This window comes from Streptomyces sp. TRM70350 (assembly GCF_019219825.1).
GTDB lineage: Bacteria > Actinomycetota > Actinomycetes > Streptomycetales > Streptomycetaceae > Streptomyces.
The window spans coordinates 47,030-73,471 of sequence record NZ_JAHUXH010000029.1 but is presented as its reverse complement, the minus strand read 5'-3'; the positions used below and the strand labels follow the sequence as shown (position 1 = coordinate 73,471).

At 72.3% G+C, this 26,442-nt stretch carries 24 protein-coding genes and 2 pseudogenes; 11 read left to right on the top strand and 15 right to left on the bottom strand.

The window, feature by feature from the left end; all coding sequences use genetic code 11:
• The first annotated feature begins 248 nt into the window (after positions 1-248).
• Positions 249-638 carry a VOC family protein gene (locus KWI83_RS30715; protein ID WP_218517648.1) on the top strand — a complete coding sequence of 130 codons (390 nt, stop codon included), beginning with the start codon at positions 249-251 and terminating at the stop codon, positions 636-638.
• Positions 639-686: 48 nt separating this feature from the next.
• Positions 687-1,751: an adenosine deaminase gene (locus KWI83_RS30710; RefSeq protein ID WP_218517647.1), complete on the top strand. Its 1,065-nt coding sequence runs from the start codon at positions 687-689 to the stop codon at positions 1,749-1,751.
• On the opposite strand, the gene KWI83_RS30705 is transcribed toward KWI83_RS30710, so the two are convergent.
• Both KWI83_RS30705 and KWI83_RS30700 read right to left on the bottom strand, forming a co-directional pair.
• A complete protein-coding gene (locus KWI83_RS30705) occupies positions 1,739-2,248 on the bottom strand; it encodes a DinB family protein (protein ID WP_218517646.1) in 510 nt (169 codons plus the stop codon). The two genes, KWI83_RS30710 and KWI83_RS30705, sit on opposite strands and share 13 nt — an antisense overlap.
• Before the next feature lie 107 nt (positions 2,249-2,355).
• Positions 2,356-3,231, bottom strand: coding sequence for a LysR substrate-binding domain-containing protein (locus tag KWI83_RS30700; protein WP_218517645.1), 876 nt, complete (start codon positions 3,229-3,231; stop codon positions 2,356-2,358).
• Positions 3,232-3,346: 115 nt separating this feature from the next.
• Between KWI83_RS30700 and mgrA the strand changes: the two genes are divergently transcribed.
• Positions 3,347-4,336, top strand: coding sequence for an L-glyceraldehyde 3-phosphate reductase (gene mgrA, locus KWI83_RS30695; protein ID WP_218517644.1), 990 nt, complete (start codon positions 3,347-3,349; stop codon positions 4,334-4,336).
• Positions 4,337-4,701: 365 nt separating this feature from the next.
• On the opposite strand, the gene KWI83_RS30690 is transcribed toward mgrA, so the two are convergent.
• From KWI83_RS30690 to KWI83_RS40115, 5 genes are all read right to left on the bottom strand, one after another.
• Positions 4,702-6,213 carry a hypothetical protein gene (locus KWI83_RS30690; protein WP_218517643.1) on the bottom strand — a complete coding sequence of 504 codons (1,512 nt, stop codon included), beginning with the start codon at positions 6,211-6,213 and terminating at the stop codon, positions 4,702-4,704.
• 83 nt (positions 6,214-6,296) lie between these two features.
• Positions 6,297-7,691 (bottom strand): hypothetical protein, encoded by a 1,395-nt coding sequence (locus tag KWI83_RS30685; RefSeq protein WP_218517642.1) that lies wholly within the window; start codon positions 7,689-7,691, stop codon positions 6,297-6,299.
• Positions 7,692-7,694: 3 nt separating this feature from the next.
• On the bottom strand, positions 7,695-8,399 hold the full coding sequence (locus KWI83_RS30680; protein WP_218517641.1) for an alpha/beta fold hydrolase: 705 nt from the start codon (positions 8,397-8,399) through the stop codon (positions 7,695-7,697).
• A 248-nt stretch (positions 8,400-8,647) separates the two neighbouring features.
• Positions 8,648-9,040: a DUF6256 family protein gene (locus KWI83_RS30675; protein ID WP_218517640.1), complete on the bottom strand. Its 393-nt coding sequence runs from the start codon at positions 9,038-9,040 to the stop codon at positions 8,648-8,650.
• Between the two features lie 31 nt (positions 9,041-9,071).
• A complete protein-coding gene (locus KWI83_RS40115) occupies positions 9,072-9,308 on the bottom strand; it encodes a DUF6186 family protein (RefSeq protein WP_218517639.1) in 237 nt (78 codons plus the stop codon).
• A gap of 683 nt (positions 9,309-9,991) precedes the next feature.
• Here KWI83_RS40115 and KWI83_RS30665 point away from each other — a divergent pair.
• The 4 genes and pseudogenes from KWI83_RS30665 to KWI83_RS39160 form a co-directional block, all read left to right on the top strand.
• Positions 9,992-10,339 carry a hypothetical protein gene (locus KWI83_RS30665; RefSeq protein ID WP_218517638.1) on the top strand — a complete coding sequence of 116 codons (348 nt, stop codon included), beginning with the start codon at positions 9,992-9,994 and terminating at the stop codon, positions 10,337-10,339.
• A 655-nt stretch (positions 10,340-10,994) separates the two neighbouring features.
• The gene (locus KWI83_RS30660; protein ID WP_218517637.1) at positions 10,995-11,405 is read left to right on the top strand and encodes a hypothetical protein; all 411 of its coding nucleotides are present in this window, start codon (positions 10,995-10,997) and stop codon (positions 11,403-11,405) included.
• Between the two features lie 72 nt (positions 11,406-11,477).
• Positions 11,478-13,817 (top strand): FHA domain-containing protein, encoded by a 2,340-nt coding sequence (locus KWI83_RS30655; protein WP_218517636.1) that lies wholly within the window; start codon positions 11,478-11,480, stop codon positions 13,815-13,817.
• 576 nt (positions 13,818-14,393) lie between these two features.
• Positions 14,394-15,105 (top strand): annotated as a pseudogene (locus KWI83_RS39160) (glycoside hydrolase); the annotation flags it as partial.
• A gap of 8 nt (positions 15,106-15,113) precedes the next feature.
• Here the strand turns inward: KWI83_RS39160 and KWI83_RS30650 are convergent.
• Positions 15,114-16,376 carry a streptophobe family protein gene (locus tag KWI83_RS30650; protein WP_218517635.1) on the bottom strand — a complete coding sequence of 421 codons (1,263 nt, stop codon included), beginning with the start codon at positions 16,374-16,376 and terminating at the stop codon, positions 15,114-15,116.
• Between the two features lie 263 nt (positions 16,377-16,639).
• On the opposite strand from KWI83_RS30650, the gene KWI83_RS30645 reads away from it, so the two are divergent.
• A complete protein-coding gene (locus KWI83_RS30645; RefSeq protein ID WP_218517634.1) occupies positions 16,640-17,095 on the top strand; it encodes an ATP-binding protein in 456 nt (151 codons plus the stop codon).
• Positions 17,096-17,177: 82 nt separating this feature from the next.
• On the opposite strand, the gene KWI83_RS30640 is transcribed toward KWI83_RS30645, so the two are convergent.
• Positions 17,178-18,056 carry an RNA polymerase sigma factor SigF gene (locus tag KWI83_RS30640; protein ID WP_218517669.1) on the bottom strand — a complete coding sequence of 293 codons (879 nt, stop codon included), beginning with the start codon at positions 18,054-18,056 and terminating at the stop codon, positions 17,178-17,180.
• A 284-nt stretch (positions 18,057-18,340) separates the two neighbouring features.
• Between KWI83_RS30640 and KWI83_RS30635 the strand changes: the two genes are divergently transcribed.
• The gene (locus tag KWI83_RS30635; RefSeq protein WP_218517633.1) at positions 18,341-18,775 is read left to right on the top strand and encodes a helix-turn-helix domain-containing protein; all 435 of its coding nucleotides are present in this window, start codon (positions 18,341-18,343) and stop codon (positions 18,773-18,775) included.
• A 15-nt stretch (positions 18,776-18,790) separates the two neighbouring features.
• Here the strand turns inward: KWI83_RS30635 and KWI83_RS30630 are convergent, their stop codons facing one another.
• The 3 genes and pseudogenes from KWI83_RS30630 to KWI83_RS30620 form a co-directional block, all read right to left on the bottom strand.
• A complete protein-coding gene (locus KWI83_RS30630) occupies positions 18,791-19,393 on the bottom strand; it encodes a ClpP family protease (protein WP_218517632.1) in 603 nt (200 codons plus the stop codon).
• Between the two features lie 2 nt (positions 19,394-19,395).
• Positions 19,396-20,036 (bottom strand): annotated as a pseudogene (locus KWI83_RS30625) (ATP-dependent Clp protease proteolytic subunit).
• A gap of 135 nt (positions 20,037-20,171) precedes the next feature.
• Positions 20,172-21,368, bottom strand: a complete 1,197-nt coding sequence (locus KWI83_RS30620) for an epoxide hydrolase family protein (RefSeq protein WP_218517631.1) — start codon at positions 21,366-21,368, stop codon at positions 20,172-20,174.
• Positions 21,369-21,490: 122 nt separating this feature from the next.
• Between KWI83_RS30620 and KWI83_RS30615 the strand changes: the two genes are divergently transcribed.
• A complete protein-coding gene (locus KWI83_RS30615) occupies positions 21,491-21,973 on the top strand; it encodes a VOC family protein (RefSeq protein ID WP_218517630.1) in 483 nt (160 codons plus the stop codon).
• 66 nt (positions 21,974-22,039) lie between these two features.
• On the opposite strand, the gene KWI83_RS30610 is transcribed toward KWI83_RS30615, so the two are convergent.
• Positions 22,040-22,930 carry an aminoglycoside phosphotransferase family protein gene (locus tag KWI83_RS30610; protein ID WP_256363021.1) on the bottom strand — a complete coding sequence of 297 codons (891 nt, stop codon included), beginning with the start codon at positions 22,928-22,930 and terminating at the stop codon, positions 22,040-22,042.
• A gap of 54 nt (positions 22,931-22,984) precedes the next feature.
• A complete protein-coding gene (locus KWI83_RS30605; protein ID WP_218517629.1) occupies positions 22,985-23,887 on the bottom strand; it encodes an SGNH/GDSL hydrolase family protein in 903 nt (300 codons plus the stop codon).
• A gap of 162 nt (positions 23,888-24,049) precedes the next feature.
• On the opposite strand from KWI83_RS30605, the gene KWI83_RS30600 reads away from it, so the two are divergent.
• Positions 24,050-25,249, top strand: a complete 1,200-nt coding sequence (locus tag KWI83_RS30600) for an esterase-like activity of phytase family protein (RefSeq protein ID WP_256363020.1) — start codon at positions 24,050-24,052, stop codon at positions 25,247-25,249.
• On the opposite strand, the gene KWI83_RS30595 is transcribed toward KWI83_RS30600, so the two are convergent.
• Positions 25,197-26,294 (bottom strand): zinc-binding alcohol dehydrogenase family protein, encoded by a 1,098-nt coding sequence (locus KWI83_RS30595; protein ID WP_218517666.1) that lies wholly within the window; start codon positions 26,292-26,294, stop codon positions 25,197-25,199. The genes KWI83_RS30600 and KWI83_RS30595 overlap by 53 nt on opposite strands.
• Between the last annotated feature and the right edge of the window lie 148 nt (positions 26,295-26,442).

The following is a 26,442-nucleotide window of genomic DNA, read 5'->3' as shown; positions in this document are numbered from 1 at the left end:
CGGCACCCGGTCGGCGTCCGCCGAGGCCACCCATATGTCCCTCTCCCGTTCCAGCCGGGCCGGTACATCCTGCTGACGGCGGGCGGGACCGCGCGGGGGCTCGGTGATCGTCATGCCCGGGACGCCAGCCGCTCGACCGCCGGAGCACCTCCGGCCCGAGGCGCAGGACTCCGGTCCCGATGACGACTGGCGCCCGTCAGGTTTTACGTATAACCTCTCCCGTCAATCAGCCCTCCCGGAAGGTCCCGATGAGACGCATCGCCCTGGTCACCCTCGTCGTCGACGACTACGACGAGGCGATCCGCTTCTACACCGGGGCCCTCGGCTTCCGGCTCGCCGAGGACACGCCCCGCGAGGACGGCTCCCGCTGGGTCGTGGTGGAGCCCGGGACGGAGGGCGCCGGGACCTCGCTGCTGCTCGCCCGTGCCAAGGGTGAGGGCCAGCGTGCCCGGGTGGGTGACCAGACCGGCGGTCGTGTCGGCTTCTTCCTGCACACCGACGACTTCGCTCGCGACCACGCCCGGATGCTCGCCGCGGGCGTGACCTTCCTGGAGGAGCCGCGACACGAGCCGTACGGCACGGTCGCCGTCTTCCAGGACCTGCACGGCAACCGCTGGGACCTGCTCCAGCCCGCCTGACCCGCACCCCCGCTCCATATCAACGCCCCGCCCGAGGAAAGACGCACCATGACCGCTACGCGCGTAGACATCGCCTCCCTTCGCCGCCTCCCCAAGGCCGTCCTGCACGACCACCTCGACGGCGGCCTGCGCCCCGCCACCGTCGTCGAGCTCGCGGAGACGGTCGGCCACACCCTGCCCACCACCGACCCCGACGCGCTCGCCGCCTGGTACTACGACGCCGCGAACTCCGGCGACCTGGTCCGCTACATCGCCACCTTCGAGCACACCCTCGCCGTGATGCAGACCCGCGAGGGCCTGCTGCGCACGGCCGAGGAGTACGTCCTCGATCTCGCGGCGGACGGTGTCGTGTACGGCGAGGTGCGCTATGCGCCGGAGCTGATGGTCAAGGGCGGGCTGACGCTGCCCGAGGTCGTCGAGACCGTGCAGGAGGGGCTCGCGGCGGGCATGGCCAAGGCTGCCGCCGCCGGCACGCCGGTCCGGGTCGGGACGCTGCTGTGCGGGATGCGGATGTTCGACCGCAGCCGGGAGATCGCCGACCTCGCCGTCGCGTTCCGGGATGCCGGTGTCGTCGGCTTCGACATCGCCGGCGCCGAGGACGGCTTCCCGCCCGCCGACCACCTGGCCGCCTTCGAGCACCTGCGCCACGAGAACGTGCCGTTCACCATCCACGCCGGTGAGGCGCACGGCCTGCCCAGCATCCACCAGGCGCTCCAGGCGTGCGGCGCCCAGCGCATCGGGCACGGCGTGCGGATCATGGACGACATCGTGGACGGCAAGCTCGGGCGTCTCGCCGGGTGGGTGCGCGACCGCCGGATCGCGCTGGAGATGTGCCCGACCTCCAACCTCCAGACCGGCGCCGCCACCTCCATCGCCGAGCACCCCATCACGGCGCTCAAGGACCTCGGCTTCCGCGTCACGCTCAACACCGACAACCGCCTGGTCTCCGGCACCACGATGACCCGCGAGATGTCCCTGCTGGTCGAGGAGGCCGGCTGGACGGTCGAGGATCTGCGCACGGTGACCGTGAACGCCGTCAAGAGCGCGTTCATCCCGTTCGACGAGCGGAACGCGCTCATCCGGGACGTGATCCTGCCGGGCTACGAGGCCTGAAGCAGACCGCGTACGTAGGCGGCCTGTCCGACGTGCTGAAGGTCGTCGGACAGCACGCTCACCAGCCGCACGCCCAGGCTGACCGGCGGATCCCAGCGGTCGTCGACGATCTCCTCGAGATCCTTGGCGGTCAGCCCGCGTACGAAGTCGAGCGTCTGCTCGTGCACGGCGTCGTAGTAGCCGGTGAGCAGGTCGGGGGAGTCGACCCGCACCTTGGCGACCTTCGCCGAGCTGTGTCCGTACCCGGTGTCGTGGCGTGGCAGCCCGAGCCCGAAGCGCTTCTCCCAGTCCTGCGTCAGCCAGACCTGGTCGAGCCCGGAGGCGTCGGCGACGTGGTCGTCCTGGACGCGCGTCAGGTGCCATATCAGCCAGGCGATGGAGTTGGCGGCGGGGCCGGGGCGGGCGTTGAGGTCGTCGGCCGTGAGGCCTTCGACGGCGGCGTGGACTTCTTCCTGGATGCGGCTGTAGCCGTCGGTGAGGATGTCCTTGGCATGCATACGTCCCACGATGGCGCATCGCCCGGAATCCCACATGACGGCGCATCGCCAGGACGCACACACGACGGCGCCTCGCCGGGACCCACACGACGGCGCGGCGCCGGGCTTCAGGAGTCGAGGAGCGCCATCAGGGCCCGCGCCGCCGGGCTCGTCGCCTCCCGGGGCGGCAGCAGGGCGACCGTCTCGTACTCCGCCTCGCCGGTGCCCTTGAGGGGCAGGGCGGTGAGGGAGGGGCGCTTGTGGCGGAAGTGGTGCGGTACGACGGCGATGCCCAGGTTCTCGTCCAGCAGGTCGAGCAGACTGTGCACGTCGTTCACCTCAAGGGCCACCGTGCGCCGTACGCCCGCCCTGGCGAACGCGGCGTCGGTGGCGCGGCGCGGCCCCCAGTCGGGGTGGAAGTCGACGAACACCTCGCCGCCCAGCTCCTGAGGCGTCACGGCCGCGCCGGCGGCGGCGAGGCGGTGCGTCGGATGGCACAGCACCGTCATCGGCTCGCTGGTCAGCGGTACGGAGCGCAGCTGGTCGGTGTCCTCCTGCGTGCGCACCGCGAAAGCCAGGTCCAGCCGTCCGGCGGCGACCTCCTCCGCCAGCGCGCCGGAGCCCGCCTGCCGCAGACAGATCTCCACATCCGGGTGCCGGTGCCGGAACGCCGCGAGCAGCCGCGCCACGTTCACCCCCGCGATGCACTGCTCCGTGCCGAGCGCGAGCATGCCGCGCAGCACGCCCTGCACCGCGGCCACCGCCTCATGCGCCGCCCGCACCTGCGCCAGAATCCGCTCGGCCTCGCCCAGCAGCGCCCGTCCGGCCGGGGTGAGCGTCACCCGGCGGGTGGTCCGGACGAACAGCGGCGTCTGCAACTCCCGCTCCAGCGCCCGGATCGAGGCCGACAGGCCCGACTGGGACACCATCAGCCGTTCGGCCGCCCGGGTGAAGTGCTGGTCCTCGGCGACCGCGACGAAGTGCTGGAGATGGCGCAGTTCCATGACTGAGAAGCGTAATCGCTGAATTCCATCGGATTCTTCTGTTGGACCACTGCCCGCAGGTCACGAAAGAGTGAGGGCACACTGTTCCCTCCGTGCCAACCCCTCTGGAGTCGCGTTGTACACGGCACACCCCGACCGCTACGCGGACATGCCCTACCGGCGCACCGGACGCAGCGGCCTCAAGCTCCCCGCGCTGTCGCTCGGCCTGTGGCACAACTTCGGCCCCGATCGGCCGGTCGAGACCCAGCGGGCCATCCTGCGCCGCGCCTTCGACCTCGGCGTCACGCACTTCGACCTGGCCAACAACTACGGCCCGCCGCCCGGCGCCGCCGAGTCCGCGTTCGGCGAGGCGCTCAAGGCCGACTTCGCGCCGTACCGTGACGAGCTGGTGATCTCCACCAAGGCCGGTTATCTGATGTGGCCCGGCCCGTACGGCGAGTGGGGCTCGCGCAAGTACCTGCTGTCCTCACTGGACCAGAGCCTGAAGCGGATGGGCCTGGACTACGTCGACATCTTCTACTCGCACCGCCCGGACCCCCAGACTCCGCTGGAGGAGACGATGGGCGCGTTGCACTCGGCGGTCCAGCAGGGCAAGGCGCTGTACGTCGGTGTCTCGAACTACTCCCCGGAGCAGACCCGCGAGGCCGCCCGCATCCTGGGCGAGCTGGGCACCCCGCTCCTGATCCACCAGCCGCGCTACTCCATGCTCGACCGGCGCCCCGAGGAGGGCCTGCTGGACGCGTTGGACGAGCTGGAGGTCGGCTCCATCGCCTACTCGCCGCTGGAGCAGGGCCTGCTCACCGGCCGCTATCTCGATGGCATCCCGGAGGACTCGCGGGCCGCGAGCGACAGCCCGTTCCTGAACTCCGAGGCGCTCACCGAGGAGTTGGTCGGGCGGCTGCGCGCCCTCGACGACATCGCCAAGTCCCGTGGCCAGTCACTGGCCCAGATGGCCCTCGCCTGGGTCCTGCGCGGCGGCCGCGTGACCTCCGCCCTGGTCGGCGCGAGCAGCCCGCGGCAGCTGGAGGACAGCGTGTCCGCGATCGGCAACCTCGACTTCGACGCGGAGGAACTGTCCCGCATCGACGCCATCGCCCTGCCCTGACCCACACGCACGGTGGCGCATGGCGCTCCTTGCAGTCGGCGTAGTCGGGCTTGTCGACCTTCGGTGGCCGGACCACCGTCGGAACCGCGCTTCTTGCGGTTGGTGCACGGTCCGGCCGGGGCATCCGGATACGGCCAGGTCGTGCGGCATGGCAGGGGGCAGCGACCGTGCACCAGGAACACGCGGCCCGGTGCTTGGTCAGCTGCTCGACGCATGCGCTCGTGGGACTGACCCTGGCACAGCGTCTCGGCGGCGTGAGGGCTGCCGCGGGAACGACCGGGCCACGTCCGGGCAACGCCCTGCCTCTCGCGCGGCCCCGCGTTACGGCAGGGCGCGGAGCGGCCCGTAAGGGGGACGGGCCGGGGTCAGCCGTCGGCCGGAACGGCGAAGGGGCGGAAGAGCGGGCCGACCAGAGTGCGCCAGAGTGGGCAGGCGGCGGGTGGCTCGTGTCCGTCGGCGACGGTGTTGACGAGGCGCCGGAACTCGGCGGAGTAAGGCAGGTTCGGGTGGATGACCGGGACCGGGCAGGCGTTGGTGGCCGACGGGATGCGGGGGCCGTGCGGCATCAGGGGCAGGTCGAAGACGCTCGGGACGGCCAGGGCGCGCAGGCCGGGCGGCAGTGGGTGGGACAGGGTGCGTTCGATCGCTGTGGGGTCCGCCAGCCACTCCCGGCCGAGGGGCGAGTCGGGGCGGAACACCGAGGTGCCGCCGGGGCGGGGCAGGCCGGTCAGGAGACGCGCGACGTCCGCGGCCAAGCGGGACCGGCCCGGTTCGCCCTGCGGGGGGTAGGGCACCGGGTTCTCCGGGAAGGGCCCGGCCAGCACGAGCGTCTCCACCCGGGGCAGGCGCCCCTGCGTGGCGGCTTCCCAGACCACCCACACCCCCTGGGAGTGGGTGGAGAGCAGGACCGGCGGCGGCAGGCCGCCGAGCTGGGCATCCAGGAAGGAGATCAGCTCGGCGGTGGGGCGCAGGGTGTCCTCCGGCCGGTAGGGCGCTCCGGTGGTGATGGGGCAGAGAGCCTGGCGGCGTGGCTGTCCGGGGCCGGGGCCGGCGTACGAGTAGTAGAAGGTGTGCGCGCAGCGGTAGCCGAGGGTGTGCGGGTCGATTTCGAGCATGGCGCCGGTGCCGGAGGCCGAGTCGACGCCCGACATGAGCATCAAGGAGCCGCGGCGCGGCTCCTGCGGTGGCGCCGCCCGTGGTGGTCCGGCGGGGCCGGTCGCGACGACGAGCGCCAGCGCGGCCAGCCCCGCGGCCGGTACGAGGGCCACGGCACGCCGCGTCCACCGGAAACCGGGGTCCTCGCGCAACGCCTGGGCTGCCGCCAGCGTGAGCAGGACGGAGAGGGGGACGAGCAGCACGGGACCCACGGGCCGCGTGGCGTCGGCCACCGCGCCGATGACGGCCAGCGCGGTCAGGTAGGCGCCGACGGTGCCGAGCCGCAGTCCGCGCCGTAGCGTGACCGCGAGGCCGTGCGCCAGCCGGGGTGGCGCCGCCCATGGCACGGCGGCCCCCAGGGCGAAGACCAGCAGGGCGAGGGCGGTACCGATCCAGAACAGCGCGTAGAACAGCACGGCTCCGGCACCCAGCAGCAGCGCCGAGGCCAGGAGCGCCCCCGGCAGTACGAGGACGTAGTAGCGGGCGGCGTACCGCAGTGTCTGTCCGCGAGGGCCGCCCAGCAGGAAGGCCAGCACGGTGACGCGCACGGCGAGGCAGGCGGCGAGACCGGCGAGGAACTGCGGGTACCCGGAGGTGAAGCGCATGAGCAGCCGCAGGTCGGCGATCAGGTCCAAGGGCGGCAGCGCCACGAGGTGCACCAGGCCGGGCCACCGCGGCAGCACACCCACCGCGGCGAGCACCGTGACGGCGCCGGCGAGCACGAGGAGCGCCGCGGGCCGTACGACTGTGTCACGTACGGGTCTTCGCGGACGGTGCCGTCCGGGTAAGGTCGGCCCCCGCATGCTCAGTCGGTCCCCGACAGGTGCTCCCAGCGCACCCGGTAGCGGTCCCCGTGGTCGGCGAGGAAGGAGTCCAGCCGGGACAGCGTGAGGGGCGCGGGCAGTGGACAGCGGGTGGGGATGCTGCGCAGGGCCCGCTGGTAGCGGGCGTAGTGGGCGAAGTCGAGCGGGAACCTGTCGGGCCGCGCACCGAGCCAGCCGCCTCCCGTACGGGTGCGGGCGAAAAGGGTCTCCCACTGCTCGGCCGGGACGAGGCCGACCGACTCGACGCCGTGGTTGAACAGGGTGAGCCGGATGTCGTCGAAGGGATCCGCCCGGTCCAGGTACGCGCTCACCGCCTCGAACGCAGACTCGGTGTTGAACTCCATCCAGAAGGGAACCGACCCGGTGCGCAGCGCCCACCACGGCTCCATGACGATGAAGGACTCGACGAGCAGCCGGTTCGCGGCAATGCCGCGGTGCTCGTACCACCACCGGTACAGGTCGGCCACCAGCGGACTCAGGGCCTGCGGCTCGGGAAAGCTGATCCGTACGATCCGGTGGCCGCACTCCCGGGCGACCCGCCGGATGTCGTCGAGCAGAGCCGGTTCGAAACCCCACTCCGCCTCGGGGCTGCGACCGTCGGGCTCCGGTGCCTCCCACCGTTCACGCGGGGAGCCGTATCGCCGGAGGTAGTCGGCGACGCGCGGGCCGCCGTGGCGGTACTCCTCCTCCGTGGCCCCGCCGACCGCGCCGTGCTGGAACAGGTGGCGATCGGCGATCTTGCGCGTGGGCCAGGTCTGCTGACAGTCGATCACGAAGACGGTACCGCCGGGGGGCAGTCGTTCCCTCAGGAACCGCTCGTACGCCGCGCCGAGCCGCAGCCGTTTGACGCGGAAGTACGTCATCGTCCGGATCATCAGCCGGTCCTGGACCGCGTCGTGCATGTGGTGCAGCTGGATGTCCGGGTTGCGGTCGAGCACGGTGCGGGCCGGTCCCAGGCCGGCGCGCAGGGCTTCGGCGGGGTCGTCCGGGTCGACGCGCCGGCGGACCGGCACCAGGAACGTCTGCGGGAGCCAGGGGATGCCCAGCGCCGTGTACAAGTGAACCGCGGCGCCGTTGGAGGAGCCGATGGCGACCGCCGGGAAGCGCCTCGCGGGATACTGCGCGGCCGCCCACGCGGACAGTTCCCCGGCGTCGAACCGGCCGAGACGGCGCGGCGGTACGGTCTCCGCCCAGCCGCTCATGATGTACACCAGCTCGCGGGCCCTGCGCGGCAGTGCGTTCACCAGCACGGCGGGGGGCTGCAGGAGGCGGTTGAGGCCGAGGGCGGGGAAGTCGCGGCCCGACAGATACCGGGCGGTGGCGCGCACCATCGCCGCCGTGGAGTCGAAGCTCGCGAGGAAGGCGGATGCGGGCATCGGTCAGCTCCTCCGTCCGGTGTCGCCGGTGCAGCCGGTGCCTTCGTTGCCGAGGTGTCCCGTCAGGAACGGCAGCACTGCCTCCGCGACAGCATCCGGAGACTCGTGGACCATCGCGTGGAGCCCGCCGTCCAGCTCCACCAGCCGACCCCCGGCGAGGTCGGCCACCCGCGCCGCCCACTGCGGGGAGACGAAGGGATCGGCCGTCCCCCGCACGACCAGCGTGGGCACCGTGACGCGGGGCAAACGGTCCTCGATGGAGTCGGCGAGCGCGTGCCGGAACAACCGCATGGAGCGCCGCGGCCCGGCCCGCAGGAAGTCCCGGGCCAGGATGCGGCGCAGCGGCCAGGACTGGGTCCTCGCCTCACTCAGCCACGGACGCAGCAGACCCGCCGCCGACCGCATCGCGGGGTCCACCGTCGGCGACGTCAGCACCAGGGCGCGGACAGCTCCGGGATACCGTGCCGCCAGATCGGCGGCGACCTGACAGCCGAAGGAGTTGGCGAGCAGGCCGCCGCCCTCCGCACCGGCCGCCCGCAGCCACGCCCGCAGGCAGTCGGCCAGTTCGGTGACGGGAAGCGCCCGCCTCGGCAGTCGGCTGCGGCCGAAACCGGGGAGGTCGGGCACGTACACCCGGAAGGTGTCCGCCAGCCGCACGGCCGTCGGTACGGCGTACGCACCGGACACCACGAAACCGGGAACCAGCACGACAGGCGGCGCCGTACGCGAACGGCACCACACGCGCGCGGCGATGGCCCACCCTGACCCCGTGAGCCTCAGGTCTCGGGGCGAGGTACCCGTGGCTCCTGACATATAGCCGACATTAAGGGCGATCGGGGTGCGGTGCGGAGAGCGGCCCGTGGGAATCCGGCGAGGTTCCGCCATCAGAGGCGCCGGTCCGGATGACTGTTCCATCGAGGTCCGGGTCGTTCCTGGGTGGGCCGTCCGGGGCGGCGTCATCGGGGACGTCGACGAGCTCCGTCAGCCGATCGGCGACTGTGCCGCCGTTCGGCCAGCCATGACGCAACGAAGTAGACGGGCAGCGCGATGCCCACGAGTGTCGCGCTGCCGGTGGACGCGCTGGCCAGGAACCCGCCGCCCAGGCCTGCCACGCCGTGGTAGTAGCCGACCACGACGGCCATGAGCAGCGCGTATCCGCCGATCGCGGTGGAGATCACCTGGCGGACAAGGCCGGGCCAGCCACGTCTCGTGCGTCGGCCGCGGGTTCCGGTGATGTGTGCGGATTTCGTCGGGTGTCGGCGCAGGGTGCGCAGGCCGATGGCCAGGTATCCCATGACCAGGAGATAGCCCGACAGCATGACCCCGACGTTCAGGTGGGTGGGGAGCACGGTTCGAACCCTGCGATCCATCGACCGGCCATCAAGGGGAATCCCGCAGCAAGAAGTGCCAGCCGCGGACGAAGGCGTGCCACCCGAACCACAGCCACAGAGCGAACAGCGCCCACCGGCCCATGGGGTACCGCATGACGGCGCGCAGGGTGTCACTCAGGGTGGGGAAGGCATCACCGGCCCGGATGAGGGCGATGCCCTCCCAGGCGAACAGGGCGCCGAAGAGAACCGCCCAGACGAGATATCCGATCACCGGATGCTCCGACACCGCGACCTCCACTCACGCGTGCTGCCTCGCCGCACCAGGGCAGTGAGCCCTATTGGGGCCGACCGGACAGACGATCGTCCGCATCGGCAGCGGCAGTCACCAGCTTCCCCGTCAACTCCTCGACCGGCACACCGACCGCCGCGGCGACCACCTTGGCCCGCCGATCGACACAGGCGCGCCCGCGCCGACCGGGAGCCGTCCCGCCTGCGCCGGGCTGAGGGCCTGTGCCGGGGTCCGTGTCGGCCGGGGGTGGTTGCCCGTGCCGGGCGGAGTCGCCTGCGCCGGGGCCCGCGCCGACCGGGGGGTGGCTGCCCGTGCTGGGCTGAGGGTCCGCGCTGGCGCCCGTGTCGGCCGGGGGTGGTTGCCCGCGCGGGGCGGAGTCGCCTGTGCCGGGGCCCGCGCCGACCGGGGGGTGGCTGCCCGTGCTGGGCTGAGGGTCCGCGCTGGCGCCCGTGTCGGCCGGGGGTGGTTGCCCGCGCGGGGCGGAGTCGCCTGTGCCGGGGTCCGCGCCGACCGGGGGGTGGCTGCCCGTGCTGGGCTGAGGGTCCGCGCTGGCGCCCGTGTCGCCCGGGGGTGGTTGCCCGCGCGGGGCGGAGCCGCCTGCGCCGGGGCCCGCGCCGACCGGGAGGCGTCCCGCCTGCGCCGGGCTGAGGGCCCTCACCGGCGCCCGTGTCGGCCGGGGGGTGGCTGCCCGTGCCGGGCAGAGCGCCCGCACCGGCGCCGCGCTGATCGCCGCGGTCGCCTTGCGCTCCACCGGCTTCAGCATCAACGCCCTGCTCCGCCTCGCCCACGCCCGCCGCCAAGCCCGCCAGGCCGACGCCGTCCTCGCCGCCCACACCGGCGCCCTCACCGCAGCCGGGCCCTACCAGAGCGTCACCGTCCTGCTGCCCGCCCGCACCAACCCCCACCTGAAACGCTTTGCCGCCCGCACGGGTGCCACCACCGTTGTCACCTCCGCGCCGATCCACCCACCCGGCGAGCACGTCACCCCCGCCACGAATCCACGCCACAGCCCCCCGCACACCGGATAGCCGATGCGCAGCACTCCGGCGACCGGGCGTCCCCCGGCGGGCCACGCCAGGGGTGCATCCGCTCTCTCCGGTTGAACCAGCCGGTGGAACGCGGGACCGGGTCGTCATGGCCTTGCAAGCCCAGGGGACCCTGCGGCTGTTGTGCTGTTGGCCTGATCCGGGCGTCACGACCTGACGGAGCCGAGCTGCCAGGCGGTGTGTTCACCGAGCCCGACGATCACGGGCTCGGACGTTCCCGGGGCACCGGATACGGCCGGACAGGGTCCGTTCCGACAAGGCGTACGGCTCCCGCGCGAACCGCACCTGCCTGCGCAAGCGCGGTATCCGCTGCGCGATCCCGGAGAAACGAGACCAGAACTTTCGAAAGGCACCAGGGAAATGCTTGGCTCATCGGACCCCGTAAGCGGGAAGAAACTCATCGCGGAGGCTCTCGCTCCGGTCGAGGGCGAAGATCCGTACCCTCCGGCCTGCACTCCTCACCCATGGCATTCCGGCCAATACGCGCGGTGAATATGCCAGGAGACTGGCTGGAAAGACATGGTGACAGTGGTTCAAGAGTGAAGATACTCGAACGTCAAGGACTGTTTTGCCGCACAGGAGCCGCACCAAAAGCGAGGCATCACCGCAAGCGGGCAACGCGACGGGGGAGGCGTACGTGCACGACGAATTCCTGTGCCATGTCACGGCGTACGGCATCTGCGGCGGCCGGCGCATCGGCGTACCGCTCGGCACCTACCGGGCACCCACTCTGGCCCTCGCGCTGTGGTGGCTGCGCGACCGCGCCACCTGGATCGCGGAGCGCCTCGACCCGCAGCCCGGTGACGCGCCGTTCCCGCCGAACGCGCTGATCCCGGTCGGTGACGGGGTGACCGATGTGTCGTCGGTGCTGCGCGCCTGGTGTGCGGACATGGACCAGCAGGAGCTGATCGCCGACCAGTTGGCGGCCGGCCGGCTGGTCAGGATCGCCACCAGCGACGACACCACCGAGTACGAGCTGCTCGCCGAGTCCGTCGACGCCCTGCGGATGCAGCGCACCATCCCCGCGCTCGTCGTTCCCGTCGCCTGACACGCGCCATCGGGAGCCGCCGGGACGTCATCGGTCAGCGCACATGTGGAGCGAATCGGTAGAATTCTGGCCATGACGGAGCGGCCGGTCGCATCGACGGCGCCCGAACTCGTCGTGGAGACCGAGACGGGCTCCACCGTGATGAGGCCCGTCCGCGACTACCACGTGGGACGCGACCCGCTCAGCGACATCGTCATTGACGACCCCCGGGTCTCCTGGCACCACGCGGTGCTGCGTCCCGTGGACGGCCACTGGATGCTGGAGGACGAGCACAGCGCCAACGGCACCTACGCCGACGGCCAACGGGTCCAGGAGCGGGACGTCGGCCCCGGCTGCGTCATCCGCTTCGGCAATCCCACCGACGGCCCTCGCGCCGTCCTGGTGAGCCTTGCCGCCCCCACCCCGGAGCGCCCCTCGGCGGTCTCCCGGCCCGCCCTCACCCACACCTTCCGGCACCCCGCCTCGGTACGGCCGCTGCCCACCCGTACGGTCCGCATCGGCCGCGCCCCGGACAACGACCTGGTCGTCGACGACCTGATCGTCTCCCGCCGCCACGCCGAGCTGCGCACGCACGTCGACGGGACGTACGAGATCGTCGACCTCGGCAGCGACACCGGCACCTACCTCAACGGGCAGCTCGTCACGAGCGCCCTGATCGGCCCCGGTGACATCGTAGGCATCGGCCACTCGGCGTTCTGCCTGGTCGGCGACCAGCTGCAGGAGTACGTCGACACCGGCGAGGTCTCCCTCGACGTGCAGGACCTCACCGTGGCCGTCGACCGCGACCGCAGGACGCTGCTGGACGGCGTGTCGTTCCCGGTGGGGGAGAAGTGCCTGCTCGCGGTCGTCGGGCCGAGCGGCGCCGGAAAGTCCACGCTGCTCAACGCCCTGACCGGACTGCGCCCCGCGGACCACGGCACCGTCCTGTACGACGGCCGCGACCTCTACCACGACTACGCCGAGCTGCGGCACCGCATCGGCCTGGTCCCGCAGGACGACATCCTGCACACCCAGCTCACCGTCCGCGCCGCCCTGTCCTACGCCGCCGAACTGCGCTTTCCGCACGACACCGCCCAGGCGGAGCGGCGCGCCCGGGTCGAGGAGGTGATCCGCGAACTCGGTCTGGAACAGCGCGCCGACCAGCCCGTGCACAGCCTTTCGGGTGGCCAGCGCAAGCGGGTCAGCGTGGCCCTGGAGCTGCTGACCAAGCCGTCGCTGCTGTTCCTCGACGAGCCCACCTCCGGCCTCGACCCCGGCATGGACCGCTCGGTGATGCACATGCTGCGCGGCCTGGCCGACGACGGCCGGACCGTCATCGTCGTCACGCACAGCGTCCTCAGTCTCGACGTCTGCGACCGGCTCCTCGTCCTCGCCCCGGGCGGCAGGGTCGCCTACTACGGCCCGCCCGGCGACGCCCTCGCCTTCTTCGGCTTCACCCAGTGGCCGGAGGCCTTCGAGGCCTTCGAACGCGACCAGCACCGGGACTGGGCGGGGGAGTACCGTGACTCGCCCTTCCACCGGCAGTACATCGCCGACGCCACCGCCCAGCCCGAGCAGCCCGACGAGGGCCCGGTCGCCGTGGGCCCGCCGCCCCGGCCGCGCGGCTGGGCCGCCCAGCTCGGCACGCTGGTCCGCCGCTACACGGCCGTGCTCGGCGCCGACCGCACCTTCCTGGTCGTCATGATCGCGCTGCCCTTCGTCATGGGCGGCATGGCCCGTGCCCTCGCGGGCGGCGAGCTGGACCGCAGATCGGCCTTGAACACGCTGCTCATCCTCTGCGTGGGCGGCGTGCTCACCGGCGCCGCCAACGCGGTGCGCGAACTCGTCAAGGAACGTGTGATCTACCAGCGGGAACGGGCCGTGGGCCTGTCCAGATCGGCGTACCTCGCGTCCAAGGTCGTCGTGCTGGGCACGGTCACCATGCTGCAGGCCGTCGTGCTGACCCTGGTTGCCCTGTTCGGCGTCGACCTCAACGCGCCCGGCGGGCAGGGGGTGCTGATGCCGCCGCTGATCGAGATCGCGGTGGCCGTCGCCCTGCTCGCGCTCACCTCGATGATGCTCGGCCTGCTGATCTCCGCGCTGGTGCGCAAGGAAGAGGTGACGATGCCGCTGCTGGTGCTGCTCGCCCTCGTCCAGGTCGTCTTCTGCGGCGCCCTGTTGCAACTGGACGGCGTGCCCGGGCTCGAACAGCTGGCCTGGCTGGTGCCCGCGCGGTGGGCGTTCGCCGCGATGGCCGCCACCGTCGACCTGGGCCGGCTGTCGCCCGGCGAGCTGAGCGGCGACCCGCTGTTCGACCACACGGCCGGGGTGTGGCTGCTCGACATCGGCATGCTCGGCGCCCTCTCGGTGGCGTTCGGCTACGTCGTCCACCACCTGCTGCGCCGCCGCGAGCCCGCCGTGATGCGGAAGTAGGCACCCGACCCGGCGACCCCGGCTTCCGGCCCACCCACCCTGCCCCTCGTCCCGCCGCTGCCGGTCCGGCCCGTGGAGCGGCACGGCGACTCGGGCCACGTCTGGTACGCCAATGGCTGGCCGCCTGGCTCGACGGCCACCGCTGACCGCCGTACCGCAGGACCCGCCCACCGAGGACGAGCGGCTCACCGCGACCACCCCCGCCGCTGCTCGCCTGGCCCACGAGCATGCCCTGGCCCGCCAGCGGGCCGCCGTCGACGCGCCGATGCCGGGCGCGGCCTCGACAGCGAGTCCTTCCGGACCGCACGCGCGGTCAGCGGATCGGCGTGGTGGACGGGGAGCCCGTCTGGCTGGACGACGCCGAGACCGATCGCTGGGCGTACCCGCGACGGAACGCGGCTGAGCACCTGCGCGGCGGACGAGGCACCGCACGCCACGCCGCCACCCGGCCACGCCCGCATGCGCTGCCACCTGAGAGGAACTCGGCCACGGCGCCATGACGTCGTCCACCACGCCCGCGACCTGCGCCGGACTGGACCAATGACACACCTCCCGCATGACAACCCCGTCCGGGATGGTGACCGTGCGCGCGGCGCCAGGCAGCGGGCCTGGTTCGAGAACTTCGTCGACCATCTGATCCGCACCGACGCCGACTTCGCGTACTGGCCGCTCGTCGGCTGGCACGAGGACCGCGAGGGCACCGGCACCACCGGGCCGGTGCGCCCGCCCGGCCGCACCGGCCCGGTGGTGCCGGTGACGGCCTGGTCCATGCTCAGCCCCGACCACGGCGACTTCGCCCGTCGCGGCGGATGCGCGCCCTGCCCGACTGGGACCCGGCGCCCGCAAGTCCGTCTGCCCCGACGGCCGCGGCTGCTCGGCCTCAGCCACACCGGCAACCGGGGGGCCTGTGCTCGGACGTGTCCGCCCGTGGGCCCCGACCGCCGCACACGAGGCGGTCGTCGACGAGCGGCACGTCACGGCGGGCAACGACTGGGCCACCGGTTACACCGAACTCCAGTGCGCCACCGGCCACTGTCTGACCGGCTACAGCGTCCGCGGCTCCGCCGTCTCCGCCGCCCTGTGCACGGCCGCCCCGCAGGGCGAGCTCGGCACCAGTGGCCGTACCGTCTGGTTCGGCCGCGGCGACAACCGGGGAGCGGCGCCCAAGGGCGGTGACTTCGCGGTCGGTCACTACAAGGGGCAGTGCGCGCACGACGAGTACGCGGCCGGGACCGCGTACACGGGACGGGTGGGCTCGGCGCGGACGCCGGACGCGTCGTACTGCCGGAAACCGGGTCAGGGCGCCGGGCCTCGACGCCGTACCCGCTTGGCCAGCAGCCCGCCGAGAAAGCCGGTCACCAGCCCCCACAGCACGGCGAGCCCCAGCGCGACCCAGATGCGCGGCCGCAGGAACAACTCACCGGCGAGGTCGCCGCCCAGGTCGCCGATGCCGAGGACGGACAGGCCGTAGGACGCGGAGGTGCGGCCGACCAGGCAGATCATGAGCACGGTGAGCGCCAGCGCGACGGCCATGTGCACGGCGTGCCGCCAGAGCCGCACCCGCGCCGGTGAACGTACCGCCATCACGAACGCGGCCCCGAGCACCAGCACCACCGCCACGACCACCAGCCACCACCACCGGCCGTCGTGCTCGGAGAGCGTACCGACGTTGAGGGCCTGGACCTCCGAGGAACGCAGCACCTGGTCCAGCACGTGCGGCATCGGCAGCTCGAACGGGCCCTCCACCCGGCCGTCCCAGGTGGCGCCCAGGCCGAGGGTGAGCCCGAGCCACGCCAGGTTCGGCAGCCCGAGCAGCAGCACGGCGAAGGTCTCAGCCGCATGCCCATGGGTCGCGGCGACGACCAGGCCGATGACGCACCCCAGTACCACGTGGGCGAGCAGCAGGGCGACCATCGCGTACGCGGCCGGACGCACCGACTGCTGAAAACCCAGGAGCCGTCCCGTCAGCGGGGTGCCGCGCGAGACCAGCAGGGCCAGCGCCAGCACACCCGCCAGCCACAGCAGACCGAACAACAGGGACAGCGGCACGTCCGTGGTGAAGCCGATCTCCGGCGTGAGACCGAACAGGTCGCCGATGTCACTGATCACGCCCTCGCCGAGCGAGATCCGGAAGGTCTGCCGGGCCACGAGGGCCAGCCCCAGCAGCCCCAGCAGCCACAGGACGACCACCTTGCCGGCCCACGCGCCCAGCTCCCCGGCAGCCGCCACCGCCCGGTGCCGCAGCGGACGCAGGAAACCCGCGGCGATCGCCAGCGCGCCGACCAGCGTCACGGACAGCGGGGTCACGGTCAGCCCCGCCGCTGGCTCGGCGAGGCCTCCGACATCTCCCGACAGCTCGACGACACCGCCCACCGAGGTGACGACCGTCGCCGCGACCACCCGAGGAAACGCCCCGTCCGGCAGATCCGCCGCCCCGGCCGCCCACAGGCCCAGCGCGGCGGTGCCCCCCATGGCGACCAGCCCGGCCAGCACCACGACCACGGCCTGCACCCAGCCGGGGCGGGACAGTGCCTGGTCGGAGGAGGCCCGCGCACTCACGCTGCCACGCTAAGCAGAACCGGCACCGCTCGCGCGCCGGGAGGTCCGTCCGCGTCCGCTTGCGGGCCCTACGGGCCGAGCCCGGGCGGATTCGCGCCGCCACGGACCCGAAACCGTTCGTTCTCCGCGTACACCGCCCCCGGATCGTCCGCAAACACCCCGGCAATGTGACGACTCCGGCACTATGGACTGCGGCGCGCGGCTCGGGGTACGAGCACTGGTGCAGCAGCGTCCGGCATGGCCGGCTTCGGAGAGAGACACGCATGATCGAGCACGGGGACGGGGCCGTCGTACCGACTGGTTTCGACGTGCCCGTGGAGCCACTGCGGCGGGCGGCGCACTACACGGGCGAGCCGGGATGCATCGCCGAGGCGCGCTCCCTCGCCGCCTTGTTCCTCGAACAGCTCAGGACCGAGTGGTGCGCCGAGATCGACGCCCGCGCCGAGGGAGCGGTGCTCCTCGTGGTGAGCGAGCTGGTCACCAACGCGGACCGGCACAGCAACGGGCCGTACATCCTGGAGCTGGAGGGAACGGACAGCGCCGTGGCGGTGTCCGTCTACGACAGCAGCGCCGCCCTGCCCAGACGGTTCCCGCGCGACCCGGCCCGCATCGGCCGGCACGGTCTGGAGATCGTGCACGCGCTGGCGACCGAGGTGACCGTCGAGCGGGTTCCGGTGGGCAAGCGGGTGCGTGCGGTGGTGCGGCTGGACGGGGAGTGAGCCCCGGCGCGTGGCCGGGGACTCACCGTCAGGTTCGTCCTCGGTGGGGTACGAGGCTGGAGTACGAGGGTGGGGTACGCCGTCAGGCGCAGCCCAGTTCGCCGAGCATGCCCCGGCGGAGCCGTCCGATGATCCGCTTGAGCAGTCGGGACACATGCATCTGCGAGCAGCCGAGCCGTTCGCCGATCTCGGCCTGGGTGGCCTCCTCCACGAACCTCAGATGCAGAATCTGCCGGTCGCGTTCGTCGAGTTCGGCCATGAGCGGGGCGAGCGACTGGAAGTCCTCGACGAGCCGCAGTCCTTGTTCCTCGACGCCGATGAAGTCGGCGAGGACCGCCTCGCCGTTCTCCGGGCCGTCGCCGGTGAGGGCGGCGTCCAGGGAGGCGGAGTTGTAGCCGTTGGCGGCTATCTGGGCCTCGATCACCTCGTCCTCGGAGATGTTCATCAGCGTGGCGAGTTCCGTGACCGTGGGCTCGCGGTCCAGGCGGCTGGCCAGTTCCTCGCGGGCCTTGGCCAGTTCGACGCGGAGTTCCTGGAGGCGGCGGGGGACGTGCACGGCCCACGTGGTGTCGCGGAAGAAGCGCTTGATCTCACCGACGATGTAGGGCAGCGCGAACGACGTGAACTCGACCTCGCGGGAGAGTTCGAACCGGTCGATGGCCTTGATGAGGCCGATCATCCCGGTCTGGACGATGTCCTCCATGTCGTCCCCGCGGTTGCGGAACCGGCCCGCGGCGAACCGCACCAACGACATGTTCATCTCGATGAGGGTGTTGCGTGCGTACTGGTACTCGTGCGTGCCTTCCTCGAGTTCGGCCAGACGCGCGAAGAACTGGCGGGACAACGCGCGAGCGTCGCGCGGAGCCACGCCCCGGGGGTCCACGACGTCCGGCGCCGGCCCCTCACCCGTCCTGGCCACAGGGCTGTCCTTGACCTCCGACCCGGTCACGGCGGTGTCCATTACCTCTCCCACGAAAGTCATGGTGCGACGTCTGCCTCTTCGGCTTCTGTTGTCCTCGGTCCTGTCGGCGTCACGCCCCGATGAGTAACCGGAACCCGACGACGTACACGTGCGTGTACCCGGCCTATCCCCTCACATGCCCGCCGATCGTGGGGTGGCCCGAATTGGGTGGTGTCGGGCTACGAGTTGGCCAGTCCCCCTCTCTCCAGGGCGTTTTGTCCGATTCCCCCGAGGGCGGAACGTCGCGGTCTTCCCCTGACGGCCCGCGAACCTAGGCTGAAGAGGTGAGCAACCAAGCGCCGAACCAGCAGACGACGCCCGAAGAGGCCCGTGTCATCCCGCTGCGTCCGCAGCCCGCGCGCCCCGGAATCACCCACCCGGCGTCCGGCCGGCCCGCCGGTGTGCCGTCCCGGCCCGCCGTCAAGGAGCCGCTCTGGCGCGACCTCGTCGGTGATGTGCTGCGCAGGGAGCGGCTCGCGCAGCAACGGACGCTCAAGGACGTCGCCGACGCCGCGCGGATCTCGATGCCCTATCTGTCGGAGGTGGAGCGCGGCCGCAAGGAGGCCTCCTCGGAGGTGCTCGCGGCCGCCGCCCACGCCCTGGGCCTCGGCCTGGCCGATCTGCTGGCACGGGCGCACAGTGACCTCACCCGGCGCACGCACGCGCGTGGCCGTGCCACGTCCAGTGCGCCCCACAACGGACTCTGCCTGGCCGCCTGACGCCGGTCCGGCGCCTCAGATCTTCCCGAGGCGCCGGCTCAGCACCTCGTCGGCCAGCCCGTACGCCACCGCCTCCTGCGCGGTGAACACCTTGTCGCGGTCCATGTCGGCGCGCAGGGTCGCGATGTCGTGGTGGGTGTGCCGGTCCAGCACCTCCTCGATCTGGGAGCGGATCCGCACCATCTCCTGGGCCTGCAGGGCGAGATCGGAGATCGTGCCCTGCCGCCCGCCGCTGGCGGGCTGCCCGAGCAGCACGCGCGCGTGCTCCAGCACGAACCGCCGCCCCGGGTCCCCGCCGGCCAGCAGCACGGCCGCCGTGGACGCCGCCTGCCCGACGCAGAACGTCGAGATCGGCGCCTGCACGAACGTCATCGTGTCGTAGATCGCCATCAGCGAGGTGAACGATCCGCCGGGGGAGTTGAGGTAGATCGCGATCTCGTTCTCCGGCGCCGCCGACTCCAGGTGCAGCAGTTGCGCGATGACGACGTTGGCCACGCCGTCGTCGATCTCGGTGCCGAGGAAGATGATCCGCTCCGACAGCAGCCGGCTGAACACGTCGTACGACCGCTCGCCCTGCGGCGTGCGCTCGACCACGTTCGGAATCGTGTACGTCCCCATGACTACAGCCCCATCCGTCGCCGTGCGGCGGCCGGGCGGACGTCGGCGAACGACTCCACCACCCGGTCCACCATGCCGTACTCCCTGGCCTGCTCGGCCGTGAACCAGCGGTCGCGGTCGCCGTCCCGGGAGATGGTCTCCGGGCTCTGCCCGGTGTGCTCCGCGGTGATCCGCTCGATGGTCCGCTTGGTGAACTCCAAATTCTCCGCCTGGATCTCGATGTCGGCGGTCGTGCCGCCGATCCCGGCCGACGGCTGGTGCATCATGATGCGCGCGTTGGGCAGCGCGTACCGCTTGCCGGGCGCGCCACGCTGAGCAGGAACTGCCCCATGCTGGCGGCGAACCCCATGGCGAGCGTGGAGACGTCGTTGGGGATCAGCCGCATCGTGTCGTAGATGGCGAGCCCGGCGTGCACCGAGCCGCCCGGGCTGTTGATGAACAGGCTGATGTCGGTGCGCGGGTCCTCCGCCGCGAGGATCAGCAGCTGGGTGCAGACCCGGTTGGCGGAGACCTCGTCGACCTGGGTGCCCAGCAGGACGATCCGCTGCCCGAGCAGTTGGGCGGCCAGGTGGTCGTCGAACCGGGTGGGCGGGGTGTCGCCCTCCTCGGCGCGGGGCGGCAGCAGGGCTGTGCGTGGAGACATGGCGCTCCTCGGGTCGTAGGAGTGGAAGCGGGTGATGCGTTGCGCTGTCCACTCTCGGCCCGGGGCCCCGCCGGTGGCGGATTCGTCTGCCTGCGGCAGATTCGCCACGGGCAGAGCGCTCACGCCCCCTGCTTCTCACCGCAACTGCCGGAAGAACGCCCGTACGTCCTCCACCAGCAGCTCCGGCTCCTCCATCGCCGCGAAGTGCCCGCCCCGGTCGAACTCCGTCCAGCGCACGATGTTCTCCGTGCGGTCCGCCTTGTGCCGCAGCGGGATCTGCAGCTCCGCCGGGAACAGAGCGAGGGCGGTCGGCGCGGTCGACGGCTCCTGCGGCTCGGCCTTGCGGCCGTCGTGCGTGTGCGCCCGCTCGTAGTAGATCCGGGCGGACGAACCGGCCGTCCCGGTCAGCCAGTACAGCATCACATTGGTGAGCAGCCGGTCCCGGTCGACGGCCTCCTCGGGCAGCTCCTCGGAGTCCGTCCACTCCCTGAACTTCTCGACGACCCAGGCGAGTTGACCGACGGGCGAGTCGGTCAGCGCGTACGCCAGGGTCTGCGGCCGGGTGGACTGCAGCACGGCGTACCCCGTGCCCTCCCGCGACCACGCGCTCCACCGGCGCCACGAGGTGAGCGTCCGCTCCCGCTCCTCCACGCGGAGCCCCGCCAGCTCCTCACCGGTCGGCTCGGTGGCCGCCTGCGCGCCCGGCAGCAGGTTCAGATGGACGCCGATCACCCGGCCGGGATGGGCGCGGCCCAGCTCGCGGGAGATCGCGGCACCCCAGTCACCGCCCTGCGCCCCGAACCTCTCGTAGCCGAGCCGGCTCATCAGCTCGGCCCACGCGTCGGCGACCCGGCCCGCCTCCCAGCCGGTGTCCGGCGTCGGCCCGGACAGCCCGAAGCCGGGGATGCTCGGCAGGACGACGTGGAACGCGTCCGCCGGATCACCGCCGTACGCGGCCGGGTCGGTCAACGACCCCACCACGTCCAGGAACTCCACGATCGAGCCGGGCCAGCCGTGCGTGACGACCAGCGGGGTGGCGTCCGGCTCGGGGGAGCGGACATGCGCGAAGTGGACGTTCGTCCCATCGATCGTGGTCGTGAACTGCGGCCACTCGTTGAGCCGCGCCTCGGCCGCACGCCAGTCGTAGGTGTGCCGCCAGTACCGGACGAGCTCGCGCAGATAGTCGCCGGGCACGCCGTACGCCCAACCGACGCCGGGCAGCTCGTCCGGCCACCGGGTGCGGTCGAGGCGGTCGTACAGGTCGTCGAGGTCGCGCTGCGGGATGTCGAGGCGGAAGGGCCGGATGCCGTCGGCGGGCGGTGACGTCGTCATGGTGGCGATGCTAGTTCGGAGGCTGCCCGCGGCCACCGAAGGATTTTTGGGCGCGGCCGGTGAGTTTCGCGGGCCCTGCCGGTCGATACAGATGACCGCGTTCCACGCCCCAGGAGGTGCCCATGGCCACCGACGGTTTCACCACGTGTCTCTGGTTCGACGACCAGGCCGAGGAGGCCGCCCACTACTACGTCTCGATCTTCAAGAACTCCAGCATCGGCCGCGTCGCCCGCTACGGCGAGGCCGCACCCCGTCCCGCCGGCTCGGTGATGACCGTCGAGTTCACGGCCAACGGGCAGCAGTTCGTCGCGCTCAACGGCGGACCGCAGTTCACGTTCAACGAGGCGATCTCCTTCCAGATCTTCTGCGCGGACCAGGAGGAGGTCGACTACTACTGGACCAAGCTCACCGAGAACGGCGGCGAGCCCGGCCCCTGCGGCTGGCTGAGGGACAAGTACGGCGTGTCCTGGCAGGTCGTCCCGGACGTCCTGCTCGACCTGGTGACGGACCCGGACTCGGAGAAGGCGAACCGCGCGACCCAGGCGATGCTGTCGATGGGCAAGCTCGACATCGCGGCCCTGCGGAAGGCGCACGCGGGGGAGTGAGCCAGGTGCCGGGGGAGGGGCCCGCTCCTGTGCCCACGCCGGGAGCGGGCCCTGCCGGAAGGCCCTTCACCCCCGCTCGGCCAGCATCTCCCTGATCACATGCCGCGAACTCTCGGCGAGCGGCGGATTGGTGTCCCAGTAGTACGGCAGTTGGATCAGCGAGATCGACAGTGCCCAGCCGCGCCCGCGCGCCCACTCGGCGTCGTCGGCGCCCACGATCTGACGGAAGGTCTCCCGCGCTCCGGCGGGCAGTAGGTTCCAGGCCACGATCAGGTCGACGGCGGGGTCCCCCACTCCCGCCAGGCCGAAGTCGATCACCGCGCTCAGCCGTGCCCCGCTGACCAGCACGTTCCCGGGAGACAGGTCGCCGTGTGCCCACACCGGCGGACCGGCGTACTCCGGTGCCCGCAGGGCCTCCTCCCACAACGCCGTCATCGCGTCCGTGTCCACACGGCCCGCCAACTGCTCGACGGCCGCCCGCGTCGGTTCGTCCCGGGCGGCCAGCGGCACGCCCCGGTGGTTGGGCGGCCCGCCCCCGGCGTCGACCCGGCGCAGCGCGACGACGAACTCCGCCAGATCCTCGGCCAGCCGCTCCGGCTCGTCGAGCGCCCCCGCGACGGGATTGCGCCCCTCCAGCCACCGGTACACCGACCAGGGAAACGGGAACCCCGCACCCGGCTCGCCCCGCCCGACCGGCCGGGGCGTGTCCAGGGGCAGCCGTGGCCCCAACTCGGGCAGCCACCGCAGCTCGTGCGCCACGTCCCCGACGGCGCCCGGATGCCGCGGCAGCCGCACCACCAGCTCGTCGCCCAGCCGGAACATCGCGTTCTCGGTCCCGGACGACTCCAGCCGACGCACCGGCAGCTCCGCCCACTGCGGGAACTGACCGGCGATCAGCCCCCGGACCAGCGACGCGTCCAGGTCCACTTCGTCCGCATGCATTTTGAGGGCACCCATGGAGGACATCCCAGTGGACCGGTCCGCCCCTTGTCGAATGAGTATGACCGTACGTCAGTCACGCCGGGCCGCTTCGCCCACCACCCGCGTGATCTCCCGCGCGATCCGCAGGATCCCCGGCGAGCGCACCGGGCACGGCTTGGGGGTGGAGGTCGTGGGCGCCAGACAGAAGTGCAGGTAGTCGTCGTCATGGTGGAGCGCGGTGCGGTCGCTGCCGGGCTGGGTGCAGTAGTCGGGGTGGGCACGCTCGTACGCGGTGCAGGGCAGGTACTGGGTCCAGGTGTAGCGCGCCCCGGCGGGGCTCACCGCCCGGCCCGCGTCGGCGACCAGGTCGCCGGTGGCCGCGGCCTGCTCCTCGTAGACGGCGTTCACGCGCCGGATCCGGTCGGGGGTGATCGGGTCCGGGCCCTGCAGCACCCAGACGATCCGCGGCCGCCGGTCGCCGCCGGCCGCGTCGATCTGCTCGGTGAGGCGCCGCGCGTCGGCGGCGTACCGCTGCAGGTAGCGGTCGCGGGAGGCGTCGTACGTGATGCCGTCCATGCACGGTGTGTAGCCCCATGCGTTGCCCCAGAACTGCAGCACCACGAAGTCCGGCCGCACCGACCGCACCATGGCCGCCGCCTTGTCCGCGTCCGGCACGAGGGACCGTTCGCCGGTGCCCTCCAGGTAGTCGCACAGGGTGGTGCCCGAGTAGGGGGCGCTCGTGTACTTGGCCCGCAGGTCCCGGCGGAGTTCCTCGCCGAGGACGTTCTGGTTCTCCATCGCCAGCGAGTCGCCGAGATAGAGGACTGTCGGCGCCTTCGCGGGGAGCCGCGGCGCGCGTTGCTGGGTGGTGGCCGACGCTTCGGGCACGGAGGGCGCGGGCGGTGCCGCCTCCGGACCGGACGCGGGGTCCCCGCAGCCGCCGAGCAGCACGGCACCGGCCAGCAGCACCCCGACCACCCACCGCCTGCCCATACGGCAACTCCCGCCCCGCCACCGACAAGGCCACCCAGGCAAGCACAGCCCGACGGCCGGGGGAAGACACGCGTCGGACACGAAAGCCGCGACCGCACGCGTGTCCGGTTTCGTCTTCCCGCGTTGGCGTGTTGGTCATACCGTGTCTCTACGGTGCCCGCCATGAGAAGACCTTCGATCTTGCTCGGCGCCGCTGTTCTGACCGTGGCGCTGGCCTCTCCCGCGGTGGCCGGAAAAGGCCCCACGGACGGCGACTTCGGGCGCCCCACGCTCACCGGGTTCGCCTCGCTGCCGGCCGAGACGTTCGTGCCGGACAGCGAGCCGTCCGGCGCGCTCATCGGCGCGGGCCCGTTCAACGGCATCGCGGCACCCTTCGCCGACCAGCCCGTCCAGGGCTTCAGCGGCATCGTCAACCGGCACGACGGCACCTTCGACGTGCTGTCCGACAACGGTTACGGCAGCAAGGCCAACAGCGCCGACTTCCTGCTGCGCGTCCACCGCGTCAAGCCGGACGGGAAGACCGGTGAGGTCCGGGTGCTCGGCGGGTTCAATCTGAGCGACCCGTACCGCAAGGTGCCGTTCGCGCTCACCCGCGCCGACCGGGTGCTGACCGGCGCCGACTTCGACGTCGAGTCGATCGTGCGGGTCGCCGACGGCACGTACTGGATGGGCGACGAGTTCGGCCCGTTCCTGCTGCACTTCGACGCCAAGGGGCGGCTCCTCGAAGCGCCCGTCGCGCTGGACGGCGTACAGGCGCCGGAGAACCCGTACCTCGGCGGGGGCCGGCCGACCATCGGCGGCAGCAAGGGCTTCGAGGGCCTGGTCCGCTCCGTCGACGGCCGCCGCCTCTACCCGCTGCTGGAGGGCACCGTCACCGGCGACACGCCCGGCGACCTGCGGTTCAGCGAGTTCGACCTGCGTAAGCGCGCCTACACCGGCAAGCGGTTCGTCTACCGCCTGGAGTCGACCGCGCACGCCATCGGCGACGCCGTCGCCGTCGACCGGCACCGCTTCCTGGTCATCGAACGCGACGGCGGCCAGGGCGACGCGGCGAAGTTCAAGCGGATCTACCTCGCCGACACCCGCGACCGCGACGGCGACGGCGTGATGGACAAGACGCTGGTCGCCGACCTGCTGGACATCGCCAACCCCAAGGGGCTCGGCGGCTTCGGCGAGACCTTCCGCTTCCCGTTCGTCACCATCGAGGACGTCGTCCTGCTCGACGACCGGACGCTGGCCGTGCTGAACGACAACAACTTCCCGTTCTCGTCCGGCCGTACGCCGGGCAAGGCCGACAACAACGAGTTCATCACCATCCGGCTGACGGACCGCCTGCACGCCGACCGGCGCGCGTTCCGCTGACGTACGCCCGGTGCGGACCGGTCGCCCCCGGGCGGCCGGTCCACCAGTCGTTCACCAGCACCGCCGCCCCGTGGAACCGGCCCGCCTTCAGGTCCGCCAGCGCCTGTGCAGCCCGCGCCATCGGATAGGTGTGTGTCGTCGCCCGTACGCCGTACCGCGCGGCCAGCGCCAGGAACTCACGGGCGTCCTCGCGCGTGTTGGAGGTGACGCTGCGCACCTCCTTCTCGTAGAACAGCTCGCTCGCGTAGCGCAGCGGCGGGATGTCGGTCAGATGGATACCGGCGATGGAGAGCACCCCGCCCCGGTCCAGCGCCCGCAGCGCCACCGGGACCAGCTCCCCGGCCGGGGCGAACAGGATCGCGCTGTCCAGCGGCTCCGGCGGCAGCTGAAGCACGTCCCGAGCCGACGCCGCCCCCAGCTCCAGCGCCAGCCGCCGCGCCGCCGCACCCCGGGTCAGGACATGCACCCTGGCGCCCTCGGCGAGCGCCACCTGCGCACACAGATGAGCGCTGCCCCCGAAGCCGTACAGACCGAGCCGCCCGCCCGGCGGCAGTGAGGCCCGCTTCAGGGCCCGGTAGCCGATGATCCCGGCGCACAGCAGCGGCGCCGCCGCCACGTCGTCGAGGCCGGCCGGCAGCCGGTGCGCGAACGCCGCCGGTACGGTCGTGTACTCGGCGTATCCGCCGTCGGCGTCCCAGCCCGTGTACCGCGAGGCCGGGCACAGGTTCTCGGCGCCGCGCACACAGTAGGCGCAGCTGCCGTCGGTGCGGCGCAGCCAGGCCACGCCCACCCGGTCCCCGGCCGCGAAGCCGCGCACGGCCGTCCCGAACCCGGCCACCACGCCCACCACCTCGTGCCCCGGCGTGACCCCCGGCCGGTGCACGGGCAGGTCGCCCTCGGTGACATGCAGGTCGGTACGGCACACCCCGCACGCCAGCACCCGCACCAGCACCTCGTCCTCGCCGGGCACCGGCACCGGCCGGTCCACCGGCCGCAGGCCGCCCGCCTCCACCGGCCCCGGCGCCACCACCGACCACGCCCGCATCGTCCCGTCCGGCACCGCCATGGCGCGCCCCGCTTCCCCGAAGAGCCCCCGCGATCCGCCGTGTCCGACCCCGTGCGCCCGGGGCCCCTTCCAGTCTGGGACGCAGGGGCGTGTTCGGCGCGCGGGCGGCCTTCCGGATGACTAGCGT